Source organism: Pseudomonas linyingensis (assembly GCF_900109175.1).
GTDB lineage: Bacteria > Pseudomonadota > Gammaproteobacteria > Pseudomonadales > Pseudomonadaceae > Geopseudomonas > Geopseudomonas linyingensis.
On record NZ_FNZE01000005.1, the window covers coordinates 199,787 to 215,510 of the forward strand.

A 15,724-nucleotide genomic window follows, 5' to 3' on the forward strand; every position below is an offset into this window, starting at 1 on the left:
CTCGGCATGGCGATTCCTCTCGATGAGTTGGATACGTGCCGACTCATGCAGGCTGCGCCTGCATGAGTCGCTCATGGCTGATTGGCCGGATGCCGAACCAGATGGCATACATGGCCGGCAGGAACACCAGGGTCAGCACGGTGCCAGCGAAGGTGCCGCCGATCAGGGTGTAGGCGAGCGTTCCCCAGAACACCGAGTGGGTCAGCGGAATGAACGCCAGGATCGCCGCCAGCGCGGTGAGGATCACCGGGCGGGCGCGCTGTACGGTGGCCTCGACCACCGCCCGGAATGGATCGAGACCGGCCTGTTCGTTGTGGCGAATCTGCCCGATCAGGATCAGCGTGTTGCGCATCAGGATGCCCGACAGGGCGATCAGCCCGACCAGCGCGTTGATGCCGAACGGCTGCTGGAACAGGATCAGCGTGGGCACCACACCGATCAGCCCCAGCGGGCTGGTCAGGAAGACCATGATCATCGCGGAGATCGAACGCACCTGCAGAATGATGATGATCAGCGTGGCGGCCAGCATGATCGGGAACAGCGGCAGCATCGCCCTGCTCGCCTTGCCCGACTCCTCGATGGCACCTGCCTGCTCAATGCGATAGCCGCTCGGCAGTTTCTCGATGAGGGGTTGCAGCTGCTGGGTAATGGCCGTCGACACATCCGGCGGCTGCAGACCCTCGGCGATGTCGCCGCGCACGGTGATCGTCGGCATGCGGTCGCGCCAGCGCATGATCGGCTCTTCCATGCGCACCTCCACCTCGCCGACCTGCGACAGCGGGACGCGCTGCCCGCTGGCACCGGCCAGGGTGAAATCCATGACCCGGGTCGGATCGAAGCGGATATCCCCGGCCGCACGGGCCATGACCTGTACCGTGCGGATGTCCTCGCGCACTGCGGTGATGGGCACGCCGCTGAGCAGGAACTGCAGCTGCTGGGCGACGGCACTCGAGGTCAGCCCCACGGCCTGCAGGCGATCCTGTTGCAGGCTGAAGTGCAGCGTGGGCAGGCGCGTGCCCCAGTCGGTGTTGGCCGTGCGCATCAGCGGACTGGCGTCCATGACCTGCTGCACCTCGGCCGCGATTTCGCGCAGCCTGTCCGGGTTCGGACCGGTGACCCGGTAGGCGACCGGGTACGGCGAGTACGGGCCGAACACCAGCTGGGTGACGCGCACGCGCGCTTCGTTGGCCAGACCCTCGGCAATCGCCTGGCGCAGCCGATGTTTCAGCGCCTCGCGCTCGTCCTGGTTGTCGGTACGCACCACGATCTTGGCAAACGACGGATCCGGCAGCTCCGGCCCCATGGCCATGAAGAAGCGTGGCGCGCCCTGGCCGATATAGGCCGTGACGATCCTGGCTTCCTTCTGCTCGGCCAGCCAGGCCTCGACCTTCTCCGAGGCGGCGCTGGTCTGGGCGATCGAGGTGCCATAGGGCATCTGCACCTCGACCAGCACTTCGGGACGGTCGGAGATCGGGAAGAACTGCTTCTTGACCAGTGCCATGCCGAGCACGGCCGCGACGAACAGCCCAACTACCGAGCCAGCGACCAGCCACTTGTGGGCGATGACGCGTCCCAGTAGCTGACGAAAGCGGTTGTAGCGCGGCGTGTCATAGATCGCGTCATGACCGCCCTCGACTTTCTTGCCCCCTTCTACTTTTTTGACGGCAGGCAGCAACTTGACGCCGAAGTAAGGGGTGAACAGCACGGCGACCAGCCACGATGCGATCAGCGCGATACCGACGATCCAGAACATGTTGCTGGTGTATTCGCCCGCCGTGGAGCGGGCGAAGCCATTGGGCATGAAGCCGATGGCGGTGACCAGGGTGCCGGACAGCATCGGCGCCGCCGTGTGGCTCCAGGCGTAGGCGGAGGCTTGGACACGGCTGTAGCCCTCCTCCATCTTCACCACCATCATCTCGATGGCGATGATGGCGTCGTCCACCAGCAGCCCCAGCGCCAGGATCAGCGAGCCCAAGGTGATGCGGTCGAAGTTCTTGCCGGTCGCGGCCATGACCACGAAGACCATCGCCAGGGTCAGCGGCACCGCCACCGCGACCACCACGCCCACCCGCCAGCCCATGCTGACGAAGCTCACCAGCATGACCACCAGCAGCGCGACGAAGAACTTGACCATGAACTCGTCGACCGAGGCGCTGATGTTGACGGCCTGATCGGTGACCTTGCTCAGACTCATGCCCAGCGGCAGCTCGGCGTTGATCGCACCCACCTCGTCGTTCAGGGCCTTGCCCAAATCGAGGCCATTCCAGCCCTCGCGCATGACGATGCCCAGCAACAGGGCCGGTTCGCCGCCGTTGCGGATCAGGAAGGTCGCCGGGTCTTCATAGCCGCGCCTGACCGTGGCGACGTCCGACAGCTTCAGCGTGCGGCCTTGCGCCACCACTGGCGTGTCGCGGATCTTCTGCAACTCATCGAAGGCGCCATCCAGGCGCAGGAACACCTGCGGCCCCTGGGTTTCCACGGAACCGGCCGGGGTCAGGGCGTTCTGCCCGTTGAGCGCGGCGAACACCTCCTGCGGGCCGATGCCCAGGGTGGCCAGGCGCTCATGGGAGAACTCGACGAAGATGCGCTCGGCCTGCTCGCCGATGATGTTGACCTTCTTCACCCCCGGCACGTGCAGCAGCCGCTGGCGCAGCACCTCCGCGTCGCGCACCAGCCGGCGCTGCGGTTCGCCCCTGGCCTTGAGCGCGAACAGGGCGAAGGTGACGTCGGAATACTCGTCGTTGACCATCGGGCCGATCACGCCGGCCGGCAGCGTCTTCGCCTCGTCGCTGATCTTCTTGCGGGCCTGGTAGAACTGCTCCGGCACTTCTGCCGGTGGAGTGGTGTCAAGCAGGCTCAACGTCGTGAAGGCCAGGCCAGGTCTGGTGTAGGTTTCGCTGCGGTCGTACCAGCGCAGCTCCTGCAGGCGTTTTTCGATCTTCTCGGCGACCTGATCCTGCATTTCCTGGGCAGTGGCACCGGGCCAGGCGGTCACGATGGTCATCACCTTGACCGTGAATGCCGGATCCTCGGCCCGCCCCAGCTTGAAGAAGGCGACCAGCCCCGCCAGCGATATCAGGCAGACCAGGAACAGGGTGATGGAGCGCTCGCGTACGGCGAGCGCCGACAGGTTGAAACGACCCTCGCTCATGGCCGCACTCCCTCGACCGCCGCGACGGCAGCCTGACCGGCCACCCGCACCTGCTGGCCTTCGCGCAGCAGGTGTGCGCCGAGTGCGACTATCCGTTCCCCTTGCCTGAGTTGGCCGGCGATGCGTGCGTGTTCGTCATCCAGATGCCGGATCGCAACCGGCTGCCAGGACACCTTTGCCGGTTCCCCTTGAATGACCCAGACCCCCGGCCCCTTGCCCGTGTCGTACAGGGCGCCGATCGGCACCTGCAGATCGTTTTGCGCATCCGCCTGCCCATTCGCTATCTGCACGGTGATGGTGGTGCCCAGCGGTGCATTGGCCAGTTCGCCTTCAAGCACGTAGCGCGCCTCGAAGGTACGGGTCAGGCGGTCGGCGACGTCCGAAAGCTGGCGGAGAGTGGTCGCAACGCTGATGTCGTCGTTGCCGAACAGCGTGGCCTCGGCGGCGGAGCCGACCGCGGGGCGCAGGGTTTCCGGCAACTGGACAACCGCTTCCCGTGGTCCGGCGTGCGCCACCCGCACCACCGGCTGGCCGGCACTGATGACCTGGCCGGGCTCGACCAGCGTTTCCATGATGATGCCGTCGGCATCGGCCAACAGCTCGGCATAGCGGGTCGCATTGCGGGCGGCCTCGGCCCGCGCCTCGGCTGCACCGAGCTGGGCCCGGGCGGCATCCGCCGCAGCCTTGTACTGGTCGTAGGCCGATGCCGATATCGCACCGGTGCCGCGCAGGGCGCGATAGCGGGCTTCATCGTCACTGGTCTGCTGCGCCTGCGCGCGCGCGGCGGCGACCGCTTCGCGCTGCGCATGGGCGGCGAGCTTCAGGTCGACGGGATCGAGGCGCAGCAGTACCTGGCCGCGCCTGACCGTTTGCCCGGTATCCACCAGCCGCTCCAGAACCTTGCCGGACACGCGAAAGCCCAGGTCGCTCTGGACCCTGGCCGCGACTATGCCTGTGAATGAACGCGGCGCAGGGGCCGCCGACTGAGTGAGGGCGACCCGCACCAGCGGCGCCTCGGTACGTGGATCGGATGGCGCTTGTTCGCCGCAGGCGACCAGCGCAAACGGCAATGCGCAGATGACGATGGGGGAAGCGAGGCGGCGCGGCAGCATGAGAGTCCCATTGGCGAGTGGGTTGGGACTCTCACTTTGAATCTAGTGACCAATTTAGTCAATAGTCACAATCATGGGGACAGGCTCCGCAGTATCAGACTGGACAGCAGGAGCGGCGCCTCGTCGGTGTAATCGAGGCCGTGCTGCAGGAGCAATGGATTGAGATAGGGGCGCATGACCAGAAGGATCGCCATGGTTGCCTCGTCCAGAGGCGTCTTGCGCTCGAAGTCGCCGGTCTGCCGGCCTTGCTGCAGGATGTCCTGGATCAGTTCCCGGATGCGCCCTTCATAGGCACGCGCCGCCGGCCAGCGCTCGGTCGCCGCCGACGCGGCGATTTCGTAGAGCTTACGGTCCTGAAAAAACAGGCGCAGACCCGATTCGACCAGCGCCTTGAACATCCGCCGCAGCTTCTCTGGCGGGCGCTCGACCTCATCGACGGCGGCCCGGATCTCGGCTTCGATCTGGCGCAGGCAGTTCGAGCAGATCATCTCGCCGATGGCCTGCTTGGACTCGAAGAACTTGTAGATGTAGGCCTTGGAAAAGCCGATGGCCTTGGCCAGATCGGAAACCGTGGTCTTTTCGTAGCCATAGCGGCTGAAGTGCTCGGTGGCCGCGGCCACGATCTGGTCGCGCACCTCGTGATCCACCGGGCCGCGGGCTGTCACTTTGGGAGAGGATGTCTTGTTCATGGGACATAGCCTACAGAGCAGTCGGGATATGGACAACAAGTGACCAAAATGTATTATGGTCACACTTCGTTCGATTCCCACCCTGTCCCGGAAGAAGATGCCCATGCCATCCAAACGCACCCTCGCCGTACTGATCAGCGCCAGTCTCTCGGCAGGCTGCGTGGTCGGCCCTGACTACACCCGCCCCGAGCTCGCCATGCCGGAGCACTTCCTGGGTCAGGCGGCAGTCGATCGGCGGCCTGCCCGCTCCAATGCCGATCTCATCGCCTGGTGGACGGGGTTTGGCGACCCGCAACTGACCCACGTCGTGACCCTGGCGCTGGAGCAGAACCTCGACCTCGCCCAGGCCGCCGCGCGCGTCGCCCAGGCACGCGCAGGGTTAGGGGCAGCCAACGCCGCGCTATTACCCTCCGGCTCGATCAGCGGCCAAACAGGCAGAGCCTACCAATCGGTTGAGACGCCGCAGGGACAGGTGCTGAACTCGACGCCCGGCTTCGACCGCTACGGCAACACCTATGAGGCCAATCTCGGCGCCAGCTGGGAACTGGACGCTTTCGGCGGCCTGCGTCGTGGGCGTGAAGCGGCGCTGGCCGAGTATCAGGCCTCGCAAGCAGGGGCCGCTGCGACCGGACTCGCCGTGGCGGCACAGACTGCCGATATCTATATCGCCATCCGCGGGTTGCAAACCCGCATCGCCGTTGCACGCCAGCAGGTGCAGACGCAGGAGGAGCTGCTGGCAACCGTCAACCTGCTGTATAGCCAGGGGCTGGCTGCCGAGCTGCAGGTGCATCAAGTCGAGGGGGCGCTTGCGCAGGTTCGGGCATCCGTCCCCGTGCTTGAGACGGGACTGGACGCGGCTATGAACGCGCTGGACGTGATGCTGGGCGCGCCGCCCGGCACGCATCGGGGGGAACTGGCCGATGCCGGCGCCATCCCGGTCGCCCCGCACATTGCGGCGGCGGGATCGCCGGGCGAGCTGCTGAGACGCCGGCCCGATCTGATCGCAGCCGAGCGTCGACTGGCCGCCTCGAACGCGCGTATCGGCGTCGCCATCGCCGAGTATTACCCCAAGCTTTCCCTGAGCGGGCTGATCGGCAGCGCGACAGCAGTGTCCGGGGGCAACCTGTTCAGCAGCGGTGCCAGCCAGGCCGCCGGCGTGCTGGGCCTGCGCTGGCGGCTGTTCGATTTCGGCCGTATCGACGCGCAGATCGACCTGGCCAAGGGCCAGGAAGCCGAGAGTCTGGCGGCGTATCGACTGGCCGCGTTGCGGGCCACCGAGGACGTGGAAAACGCCTTCTCCGCCTTGGTCAAGCGCGAGGAGCAGGCGTACTTGCTCGAGCAGGGTGTGGATTCGCTCGCTCATGCGCGGCAAGCATCCTTTGCCGCCTACCAGCAAGGCGTCGTCAGCCTGATCGAGGTGCTGCAAGCCGATGAAAACCTGCTGCGTGCCTCCGATGCGAAAGCTCAGGCGCAGACCGAATCGGCTCGCGCAGCGGTCGCGGCGTTCAAAGCGCTGGGCGGGGGCTGGAACGCTGCTCAGTCGGTTGCAGCCAACTGATCGGTAGCTCCCAGCAAATCGCGGGACATGGACCACCTGGTGGATCGGGCCAGCCCGCAGCAGATCGCCCTGGCGCAGGGGCTGCACCATGTCTACACGGGCAATGTGCACGATGCCGAGGGCGGCACGACCTTCTGCCCGAGCTGCGGCGAGCCTTTGATCGAGCGTGACTGGCACCGCATCCTGCACTACCGGCTGAGCGCCGAGGGCCGCTGTCCGCAGCGCCACACCACCATCGCCGGGCGCGTCGACCAGCAGGCCGGCACGTTCGGCCAGCGCCGGATTCCGCTGCGGCTGCACCCTCAGCCCTGAGCGGCTGGCGTCCTGTGAGTGGGCGGCAGCGCCGCTACGTCGGCTAGCGCCCGGGCGGAGCGACGGCGGCCGATGCCGGTTGGGCGCCGGCAACAGCGGCAGCCTCGGCGACCGGGTGCGGCTGGGCCGGGGCCGCACGCCGCGCCACCAGCAGTACCCCCGCCAGCACCAGGCCAGCCCCGGCCAGCTGCGCCAGGGAAACCGGCTCGGCGAGCAACAGCCAGCCGAAGAAGATCGTCAGAACCGGGCCCAGGGTGCCGATCAGCACGGTGCGCGCCGCGCCGATGCGCTGCACGGCGGCCGATTGCCAGAACACCGGCAGCACCGTGGAAAACAGGGCCATGCCCGCGCCGTACAGGTAAACCGGTGCAGGCTGGTTCAGCGCGGAAAGCGGCTGGCTGAGCACGAAGTGAATCTGCGTCGCCAAGGTCGACACGATGATCCCCAGCGCGGCAAAGCGCATGGAGCCGACGCGCTTGATGGCGATCTCCGCGCCGGCGCTGTACAGCGCATAGGACAGCGCCGAACCGAACACGAAGGCCCCGCCCAGCAGCACCACCCCCATGTCATCGGCCACCAGCAGGTCGTGGGCGAACGCCAGGCCAATGCCGGCGTAGGACAGCAGCAACGCGCCGATCTGGCGCCGCTCCAGGCGCTTGCCCATGAACAGCACGCCGATCAGCACGGTCAGGGTCGGATAGATGAAGAGAATCAGCCGTTCCAGGGCGGCGGAGATGTACTGCAAGCCGACGAAGTCGAGGATGCTGGCCCCGTAGTAACCGAGCAGCCCCAGCAGGATCAGCAGCCCCCAGTCCTGGCGAGTCAGCGCGGGGCCGCTGCGCAACAGCGAAAGGCTGACCCAGAGCACGACCGGCAAGGCAAAGGTCATCCGCAGGGTCAGCAGCGTGACGGCATCCACGGGCGCTGCGGCATAGGCCAGCTTGACGAAGATCGCCTTAAACGAAAAACCGAATGCAGCGAGTATCGCCAGCACGATGCCCCAGCGCTCGGCCGACCAGTTGTTCCACGCCATGGCAGAGCACCTCTCAGACTTTTTCTGAGACGAATGATCACGCCAAGCGAAACCCGGTTAAATTGGCTTTTCCGCAATACAGCGTTCGGATTCGACCAAGCCTATGCACTACGACCTGACCGACCTGCGCCTGTTCGTCGCCATTGCCGAGGCGCGCAACCTCACCCGCGGCGCCGAGCGCGTCCATCTGGCGGCCTCTTCGGCCAGCCATCGCATTCGCCTGCTGGAAGAGTCGACGGGCACCCCGTTGCTTGTTCGCCAGGCCCGCGGCGTCAGCCTGACCCGCGCCGGCGATGTGCTGCTGCGCCACGCGCGCCAGGTGTTCGCCCAGCTCGAACAGATGCATGCGGACCTCAGCCCCTATGCCAAGGGGGTGCGCGGGCATGTCAGCCTGTGGGCCAACACCCACGCCACCCATGCCTTCCTGCCGGACAGCCTGGCGACCTTCCTGCAGCGTCATCCCCAGGTGGGTATCTCGCTGGAAGAGCACACCAGCCCCGAAGTGGTCCTGGCCGTCGCCCGCGGCGAGGTGGAGGTCGGGGTCGTGGCCGATACGGTGGCCGGTGCCGAAGTGGAGCTGATCCCCTACCGCGCCGACCGCCTGGTACTGATCGCCCCGCCCGACCACCCGCTGGCCAGGCGCGCCCGTACCGCCTTTGCCGAGGTGCTGGACTACCCCTTCGTGATGCTGCATGCCGGCTCGGCCATTCACACCTTCACCATGAACGCCGCCGCCGCGCTCGGCCGCCATCTGGAGGTGCGCATCCAGGTGCGCAGCTTCGAGGCCGTGTGCCGCATGGTCAGCGCCGGCGTCGGTCTGGGCCTGGTGCCGCGCAGCGTCATCGCCGAACACAGCCAGCGCTTGCCGCTGGCCGTTGTCGAACTGGAGGAGCCCTGGGCACAGCGCGACCTGCAGGTGTGCGTGCGCAAGCGCGAGCTGCTGTCGCGCTTTGCCGCGGACCTGGTCGACTGCCTGACCGGCAGCAGGTTGGAACCGAGATGACATAGGCGTCATCGGCCAGGTAGCCGCATCGCACAGCGACCGCCAACTAGAAAGAACGGCCAAGAGCAGCCATAGGGCAGACCCAGTGCAATGAGCGCTCTCGGTCGAATGGACTTGCCAGCAGTGGCTGCTCAGCGCGCGGCTAAACTCGGGCACTTGAGGTGCCGCGAGCGTACTTCTTCTGCAGGATCATCGACGCTTCGTTGTAGGCAGTCTGGAAGGCGTCGCCGCCGATCCAATTCACTGCCGTGTCTTCGTCTTCACCGTGGAAGATCCCGCGATAGGCGATCAGCAGGCCCATCATAAAGTCGATTGCAGAGTCTTCCGCTTCCTCAGCGACCACCAGCTCCAACACCGGGTACTGCAGGAACACCAGGCACATCGCTAGTAGGCTGATGCCTTCGCCGACTTTCATCGCCTGGAACAAGTCATCGAAGTGCGCCGGGTCGAAACCGTTCTCTTCGATGTCTTTGAAGTCGAAGGTGCTCAGGTCGATTTCGACATCATCGAATGGTTCGTTGACCAGCGGATTGGTCAGCAGCGGATGTACGACATTGGCCTTGGCACTGCCCGAACGGTTCTGCTTGGTCTTGGCTTTGGCCCGCTGGGCACGCTTTTGCTGTTTATCCGGGGAGGCCATGGAGGCGAGTTCCTTGTTCAATGCAGCCATGTTCATGGCTCAGGGTAATCGGGCACAAATTGTATTGAGTCTTGGCTAGGTTCGTCGGCCAAGGGGGCAGATTTTTGTGCTCTAAACGTTTGCTTCCGCCCAGAGGCAGCCCTTTGCTCAAGGCTGCTTTTGGGCGAAAGCAGTCAACTGCTTGAGCCACACACGGCATAGCAAATGATCAGCCTGCGTCCCGATCCTATACCCTTCCCGGGTTTCCCCCAGCAAACCTCAAGCGAGCCGTTTTTTAAGCTTTCTAACCTGCTGCGCCACCCTGCACGTCAGCCAGCACCCCCACCATCTCCCGCGCCGAATCGATCATCTCCTGCGACGCCCCCCCGACCTGACAGGCAACGATCAACCCCTCGCCAATAAGGAACAGCTGGCGCGCGGCCGCCAGCGGCTGGCGGAACCCAGCGCGGGCGCAGACCTTCTCCAGATAGGCGAGCACCTGCTCCTTGTGCTGTCCGGCCAGTACATGCGGCGGTTCGCCCGCCTCGGCGTATTCGGCGGCGGCGTTGATGAAGGCGCAGCCGTGGAAGTCGGGCTCGCGGGTCCAGGTGGCGATGAAGTCGATGTAGGCCAGCGGCCGTTGCGCCTCGGCGGCCGGTTCCATGGCGGCCTGCATCTTCGCCATGAACTGGGCGTCGCGCAGGCGCAGCGCTGCCTCGACCAGATGTTCCTTGCTCGGGAAGTGCCGGTACAGGGTCTTCTTGGTGACGCCGGCCACCTGGCTGAGTTGCTCCACGCCCGAGGCGTGGAAGCCCTGGCGGTAGAACAGGCCCAGGGCCGCCTCGGTGATGCTGTCCGCTGTGCTCATGGCGCGAGCCTCCTGAATGACTGGCCACCAGTATATACCGATCGGTTGACTTTCAGGTAAACCGATCGGTATCCTTCCACCACTTCATCCCGCACAGGAACCACCGCCATGCCCCTCCCCTCGCTGCTCAAGTCGGGCGCGCCGCCGGCGCCTTCGCTGCACTTCACTCTGGTTTCCTTCGTCGGCACGGTGGTCGCCATCGCGGTCACCGGCTGGCTGAGCCTGATGTCCGGCACGCCCTGGCTGATGGCCTCCTTCGGTGCCAGTTGCGTGCTGGCCTTCGGGTTGCCGGACTCGCCGCTGGCCCAGCCGCGCAACATCGTCGGCGGGCATCTGGTGTCCACGCTGATCGGCCTGGTGGTGCTGCATACCCTCGGCAATTCCTGGTGGTCGTGCGCGCTGGCCGTGGGCCTGGCGCTGGCGGCGATGCAACAGACTCGCACCCTGCACGCGCCGGCAGGCGCCAATCCGCTGGTAGTGATCGCCTCGGGGGCGTCGTTCGGCTTCCTGCTCACCCCGGTGCTTGCCGGCTCGCTGGTGGTGGTCGCGGTCGCCTGGTGCGTGAACAACGCACGCAGTCGCGGCAGCTATCCGAAGTACTGGGTCTAGAACGAGTTCGCTGGAAGCGACGGCCCGACGCTTCCAGCGGACGTTGCCACGGACAGAAACCGCAACCCGCCTGCTAGCCGGCCGGCCGCAACTCGCAGAAGTCGGGCGCGACCAGCACCTCGCGCCCCGAGGGCCGCTGACGCATGTGCTGCAGATAGGCCGCGAGCCCGTGCCGCGTGGCCAGCCATTCGCGGCCCGGAATGCGCGTCAGGTAGTCGAGCATCGGTGCCAGCAAGGCGTCGGCCAGGCTATAGCGGGCGCCGCAGAGGAAGTCCTGCTCGCCAAGCTGGTGCTCGAGCGCATCCAGCGTCTGGTCGACGGCCGTCTCGGCCTGGGCCAGCGCGACGCCTTCGAGCGGCGCCGCGTTGCCCGGCCCGGCGACCTGCAGCAGGTAGCGGCGAATCAGGCGGGTATCCACCGTGGTGATCAACGCGCTGGCCCACTGATCGACCAGGGTTCGGCTGGCGGCATCCTCCGGCTCCAGGGAGCAATCGGGGAAGGCCCGGTCGAGATAGCGACAGATGGCAACCGTCTCGAAGACCCTGTTGCCATCGTGAAGCAGGACCGGCACCTGACCGAAGGGATGCAAGGCCAGATGCGCCGGGCTGCGCATCGGCACGGGCTGGCCATCGACGGTCATGCCGACGCTGACGTCCACACCCTTCTCCATGCAGTACAGCCGCACGCTACGTACCAGCGAACTGAAACCGGGGCCGTAGATGTGTAAAGCCATCGGGTAACTTCCTTATTGGGAGGGAGAGCTGCATGCTGCCAAGCGGCACCTTATGTTCAAGAACATAATTTAGAGGATTCACATGGCTTGGCCAGAAAACCGCAGCGACCAGACCAGGGAACGCATTCTCGACAGCGCCGCCCGGCTGTTCTCGCTACGCGGCTTCGATGCGGTAGGGATCGACGAACTGATGGAAGACGCCGGCCTGACGCGCGGCGCTTTCTACCACCACTTCCGCAGCAAGTCGGAACTCTACGGCCAAGCCATCGCCCACGCCGCCCGAGTCGGCGCCGCACACTTCGACACCTTGGGCGAGCAAGGCCTGAGCAGGCTGGTGGACGGCTATCTGCAATACGACCACGCGCAGGGCGGCAACCCGAGCTGCCCGCTGGCGTTCATGGCCATCGATGTGGCGCTGCGGAAAGACCGCGTCCGGCACAGCTACACGCGCACGTTCAGCGGCTTTGTCGAGCGTCTGCAAGCCGCACTGCCGGAGGGCGCCGGAAGCAGAGAACAGGCGCTGCAACTGGCTGTGACAATGATCGGCGGCGTGACACTGGCACGCGCGCTGGACGATGCGGAGCTGAGCGAGGAACTGCTGGCCGCGTGCCGCGAGCGCAGTCGGGCAATGCTGGAGGGATCTTGAGAGTGGCGGCGCCCGACCACTACAAGTGGCAACAGACAGAACTACTAACCGCCTCTCTGCAAGCTGCATTGCCCAGTCAAAACTGCCTGAATATCGCCGCGGTCAGGATGCCGGCAGCGATCGCCGGCAGCGGTTTTTTCAGGAGCAGCATGGTGGCGGCCGTGGCCAATAAAGCCAGCCTTGCGCCGTTGTCACCCTCAAGCGCCATGGGGGCCAGGAGCGCCACCAGCACGGAGCCAGACGTGGCGCCGATGAACTGTTTCACCCGGTAGCCAATGGGCACGAACGACATCACGTAGACACCGCCCCAACGGGTCGCCAACGTCACCACCGCCATGATCGACACAAGGATCAGTGCGCTGGAACCTGTCGTCTCAATGTTCATTTTTCTTCTCCGTCCAGAACGTCCCGGCAAGACCGCCAGCCAGCGCTCCCACAACGACATGACTATTGTCCGGCAAGTACCAGTAGGCCAGCAGGGATGCGCAGGCGGCGACGATCCAGATCATCAGCAGGCGCAGGTTCTTTTCCCCTCCGACCACCATGGCCAGCAGGAAACAGCCCATCACCATATCCAGCCCCAAACTCCTGGGCTCTTGAATGGCCCCGCCAAAATAGATGCCCAGCCAGGTACCCACTACCCAGAATGACCAGAGGGCGAGGCCACCGCCCAGCAGAAGCCCGATGCCTGGCTGTCCGCGGTTAAACGCCTGCAGGGACATGGCCCAGTTGGCATCGGAGGCAATGAGCATGACGCCATAGCGCTTTGCCGGCGGCAGATGGCGCAGCCACGGATAGAGCGTTGCCCCCATCAGCAGATGTCGGGCATTGATGGCAAACACGGTAATCACCAGCGTGAAGAGCGAAACCTGAGGCCCCCACAATTCCAATGCCGCGAACTGGGAAGCACCGGCGAAAACCAGCGTGCTCATGGCCACGATGACGGAGCCCTGCAGCCCTGCCTGAATGGCTGCCAGCCCGAAGGCTGCCCCAAATAGCGTGACGAACACGGCGATAGGAACGAGTTGCCTGAAGCCGGCCCATACCATCTGGCGATTGAACTCATGAAGATTCTTATCGGCGTCTGTCATGCCGCAACCTCGCTACTTCGCTACTTCGAAATGTCTGTCGATGTCCGGATCGGAGATGACGCCTTGCTGCAAGGCCGGGGAATCGGTGCCATGTACAGGCGTCGCCCTATGCCCAGGCCAGCACTATGCGCCGAGATTTTCATCAATAAAATCGCATAATTCAGCTATATACTATTATCTTTACGAATACAAAGACATGAGCCATGACCTACCAGGACCTACAGATCGACTGGTTGAAATGCTTTGTCGCCGTGGTGGATGCAGGCTCGCTATCCGGCGCCGCACCGGAAGTGCATCGCTCCCAGTCAGCCGTCAGCATGCAACTCAAGAAGCTGGAGGCAGCCCTGGATTGCCAGCTTCTGGTGCGTGGCCCTCGACAGCACCAACTCACGCCACAAGGGCAATTGCTACTGGGCTATGCGCGGCGAATGCTCGACCTGCATGCCGAGACCCAGGCGGCCTTTCACGGGGAGGAACTGACTGGCCGCATCCGCCTGGGCGTTCCGGATGACTATGCCGCGCGTTATCTCACACCGGTGCTCAAGCGCTTTGCTCCGCACCATGGCGCAGTGGAAATCGAGCTGAACTGCGAGCAATCGACCTCACTGATCCCTCGTGTCGAGCGCGGCGATCTCGATTTGGCACTGGTCTCGCGGGATCATCCCCGGCACGGAACCTTGCTGTTTCACGAGCCGATGGTGTGGGTCGGCGCTGCCCAGTTTCAGGTATGGCGACGCGACCCGCTGCCCGTCGCCGTTTATGAAAACACCAGCCTTGCCAAGCGCAGCGCCATCAACTCCCTGGCGCTGCAAGGACGCCGCTACAAGGTGGTCTACAACAGCTCCAGCCTGGCCGGGCAAATTGCAGCCGTTGAAAGCGGTTTGGCTGTCGCGGTGTTGACCCAGTGCAGCGCACCAGCCCATCTGGAAATACTGGGCAGTGAACATGGATTGGGGCCGCTAGAGCCCATGGAGGTGGCGGTTTATCGCAGCCGAGCCTCGCAGGGCTCCAAAGCGGTGGACAGCTTGCATAACCTGCTCATCAAGACTCTCAGGCTTTCTGCTTCACCTTGAGTTGGTCGTGAGGGTGTAGGCGCTCGCCAATACCTTATCCCGCGCCTATGGCCGGCCGCTTCAGTGGTCGCATGCCTGCAACCGATCATCAAAGCGGCAGGGGCCGGTCGGTAACCACCCGCTTCATGACCAGGGTCGAAGTCAACCGCTGGACATTGGGCAGCGCCGACAATCGCTCGTCGTACAGCTGCTGGAACGCCGGCAGATCCCGGGTGATGACGTGGAGGAGATAGTCGGGATCGCCGAACAGGCGTTGCGCCTCGATGACTTGTGGAATTTCCTGCACTGCAACCTCGAACTCACCAACGGCACGGTTGGTGCCTTCGCGCATGGTCACGAACACCAGGGCCGAGAAGTTCAGCCCCACCGCCTCCGGCGCAAGGTGTGCGCGGTAGCCCTGAATCACCCCCGCCTCCTCCATCGCTCGCAGCCGACGATGGCAGGGAGAGAGGCTCAGCCCGACCCGCTCCGCCAGCTCCGTCACCGATAGGCGACCATCAGCCTGAAGCTCGGCAAGCATCTTTCTATCGATCCGGTCAATTTGGAAGGAGTTACTCATTTCCGCCGCTCACCTTGGAATGTTTGCAAGAAAATTCTATCAGAGCCTCTCTATCCTTCTCTTTCAACGATGAATCTCGGCAGCCCTCGCTGGACCTGCGGGCTGCCTCCTGACGACACGAGAAAGAGCCAATGCCGCTGTCCGCAACCCATTCACTGGCCAGAGGTGCGGTCTGATGAGCCTCAGCCTGCTGGCCGCCTTCTGGGCGGTCTCCTTACTGTTCATCATTTCGCCCGGTGCCGATTGGGCCTACATGATTTCCGCCGGCATGCGCGGCCGAGGCGTGGTTCCAGCGGCTGGAGGACTGCTGTCCGGCCATCTGGCGGCCACCCTGATCGTGGCCGCCGGTGTGGGCGGGATAGTCGCCGGCACTCCCCTGGCGATGGCGGCGCTCACGCTGGCCGGCGCCGGCTACCTGCTGTGGCTTGGGATCGGCATGCTGAGCAACCCGCCCATTCCACAGGCATGCGACGTTCAGCAAAGACGCACCTGGTCGCACTGGGCCTTGAAGGGCGCCTGCGTCAGCGGCCTGAACCCGAAGGTCTTTCTGCTGTTTCTGGCCCTGCTGCCACAGTTCACCGACCCTCGGGGAACCTGGTCCGTACCGGTGCAGATCGTCACCCTGGGCCTGCTGCCAGCAACCCCGGTCCGTCGCTCGGGTGCGCATC

At 64.9% G+C, this 15,724-nt stretch carries 16 protein-coding genes and 1 pseudogene; 7 read left to right on the plus strand and 10 right to left on the minus strand.

What is annotated here, in order from left to right; translation table 11 throughout:
• Positions 1 to 43: 43 nt before the first annotated feature.
• The 3 genes from BMZ19_RS08325 to BMZ19_RS08335 form a co-directional block, all read right to left on the minus strand.
• Positions 44 to 3,151, minus strand: a complete 3,108-nt coding sequence (locus tag BMZ19_RS08325; protein WP_090309655.1) for an efflux RND transporter permease subunit — start codon at positions 3,149 to 3,151, stop codon at positions 44 to 46.
• Positions 3,148 to 4,263 carry an efflux RND transporter periplasmic adaptor subunit gene (locus BMZ19_RS08330; RefSeq protein ID WP_090309658.1) on the minus strand — a complete coding sequence of 372 codons (1,116 nt, stop codon included), beginning with the start codon at positions 4,261 to 4,263 and terminating at the stop codon, positions 3,148 to 3,150. The genes BMZ19_RS08325 and BMZ19_RS08330 overlap by 4 nt, the downstream gene beginning before the upstream one ends.
• A gap of 71 nt (positions 4,264 to 4,334) precedes the next feature.
• Positions 4,335 to 4,952: a TetR/AcrR family transcriptional regulator gene (locus tag BMZ19_RS08335; protein ID WP_090309661.1), complete on the minus strand. Its 618-nt coding sequence runs from the start codon at positions 4,950 to 4,952 to the stop codon at positions 4,335 to 4,337.
• A gap of 103 nt (positions 4,953 to 5,055) precedes the next feature.
• On the opposite strand from BMZ19_RS08335, the gene BMZ19_RS08340 reads away from it, so the two are divergent.
• Together BMZ19_RS08340 and BMZ19_RS08345 are read left to right on the plus strand one after the other, a co-directional pair.
• Positions 5,056 to 6,510: an efflux transporter outer membrane subunit gene (locus BMZ19_RS08340; protein ID WP_090309664.1), complete on the plus strand. Its 1,455-nt coding sequence runs from the start codon at positions 5,056 to 5,058 to the stop codon at positions 6,508 to 6,510.
• Between the two features lie 27 nt (positions 6,511 to 6,537).
• Entirely contained in the window at positions 6,538 to 6,822 is a 285-nt protein-coding gene (locus BMZ19_RS08345) for a hypothetical protein (protein ID WP_090309667.1), read from the plus strand.
• Positions 6,823 to 6,865: 43 nt separating this feature from the next.
• On the opposite strand, the gene BMZ19_RS08350 is transcribed toward BMZ19_RS08345, so the two are convergent.
• On the minus strand, positions 6,866 to 7,855 hold the full coding sequence (locus BMZ19_RS08350) for a DMT family transporter (protein ID WP_090309670.1): 990 nt from the start codon (positions 7,853 to 7,855) through the stop codon (positions 6,866 to 6,868).
• Positions 7,856 to 7,958: 103 nt separating this feature from the next.
• On the opposite strand from BMZ19_RS08350, the gene BMZ19_RS08355 reads away from it, so the two are divergent.
• Positions 7,959 to 8,858 (plus strand): LysR family transcriptional regulator, encoded by a 900-nt coding sequence (locus tag BMZ19_RS08355; RefSeq protein WP_090309673.1) that lies wholly within the window; start codon positions 7,959 to 7,961, stop codon positions 8,856 to 8,858.
• 142 nt (positions 8,859 to 9,000) lie between these two features.
• Here the strand turns inward: BMZ19_RS08355 and BMZ19_RS08360 are convergent, their stop codons facing one another.
• Entirely contained in the window at positions 9,001 to 9,498 is a 498-nt protein-coding gene (locus BMZ19_RS08360; RefSeq protein ID WP_090309676.1) for a hypothetical protein, read from the minus strand.
• Positions 9,499 to 9,781: 283 nt separating this feature from the next.
• On the minus strand, positions 9,782 to 10,345 hold the full coding sequence (locus tag BMZ19_RS08365) for a TetR/AcrR family transcriptional regulator (protein WP_090309679.1): 564 nt from the start codon (positions 10,343 to 10,345) through the stop codon (positions 9,782 to 9,784).
• A gap of 108 nt (positions 10,346 to 10,453) precedes the next feature.
• On the opposite strand from BMZ19_RS08365, the gene BMZ19_RS08370 reads away from it, so the two are divergent.
• A complete protein-coding gene (locus BMZ19_RS08370; RefSeq protein ID WP_090309682.1) occupies positions 10,454 to 10,954 on the plus strand; it encodes an HPP family protein in 501 nt (166 codons plus the stop codon).
• 73 nt (positions 10,955 to 11,027) lie between these two features.
• Here BMZ19_RS08370 and BMZ19_RS08375 read toward each other — a convergent pair whose 3' ends face one another.
• Positions 11,028 to 11,687 carry a glutathione S-transferase family protein gene (locus tag BMZ19_RS08375; protein WP_090309685.1) on the minus strand — a complete coding sequence of 220 codons (660 nt, stop codon included), beginning with the start codon at positions 11,685 to 11,687 and terminating at the stop codon, positions 11,028 to 11,030.
• A gap of 82 nt (positions 11,688 to 11,769) precedes the next feature.
• Here BMZ19_RS08375 and BMZ19_RS08380 point away from each other — a divergent pair, with 82 nt between their 5' ends.
• Positions 11,770 to 12,333, plus strand: coding sequence for a TetR/AcrR family transcriptional regulator (locus BMZ19_RS08380; RefSeq protein ID WP_090309688.1), 564 nt, complete (start codon positions 11,770 to 11,772; stop codon positions 12,331 to 12,333).
• A 76-nt stretch (positions 12,334 to 12,409) separates the two neighbouring features.
• On the opposite strand, the gene BMZ19_RS08385 is transcribed toward BMZ19_RS08380, so the two are convergent.
• Both BMZ19_RS08385 and BMZ19_RS08390 read right to left on the minus strand, forming a co-directional pair.
• Entirely contained in the window at positions 12,410 to 12,718 is a 309-nt protein-coding gene (locus BMZ19_RS08385) for an AzlD family protein (protein ID WP_090309690.1), read from the minus strand.
• Positions 12,708 to 13,424 carry an AzlC family ABC transporter permease gene (locus tag BMZ19_RS08390; RefSeq protein ID WP_090309692.1) on the minus strand — a complete coding sequence of 239 codons (717 nt, stop codon included), beginning with the start codon at positions 13,422 to 13,424 and terminating at the stop codon, positions 12,708 to 12,710. Before BMZ19_RS08390 ends, BMZ19_RS08385 begins: the two co-directional genes overlap by 11 nt.
• Positions 13,425 to 13,627: 203 nt before the next feature.
• Between BMZ19_RS08390 and BMZ19_RS08395 the strand changes: the two genes are divergently transcribed.
• Positions 13,628 to 14,497 carry a LysR family transcriptional regulator gene (locus BMZ19_RS08395; protein WP_090309695.1) on the plus strand — a complete coding sequence of 290 codons (870 nt, stop codon included), beginning with the start codon at positions 13,628 to 13,630 and terminating at the stop codon, positions 14,495 to 14,497.
• Positions 14,498 to 14,585: 88 nt separating this feature from the next.
• Here BMZ19_RS08395 and BMZ19_RS08400 read toward each other — a convergent pair whose 3' ends face one another.
• Positions 14,586 to 15,038 carry an Lrp/AsnC family transcriptional regulator gene (locus BMZ19_RS08400; RefSeq protein WP_090309912.1) on the minus strand — a complete coding sequence of 151 codons (453 nt, stop codon included), beginning with the start codon at positions 15,036 to 15,038 and terminating at the stop codon, positions 14,586 to 14,588.
• Positions 15,039 to 15,231: 193 nt separating this feature from the next.
• Between BMZ19_RS08400 and BMZ19_RS08405 the strand changes: the two are divergent.
• Positions 15,232 to 15,696, plus strand: a pseudogene (locus BMZ19_RS08405) (LysE family translocator); the annotation flags it as partial.
• Between the last annotated feature and the right edge of the window lie 28 nt (positions 15,697 to 15,724).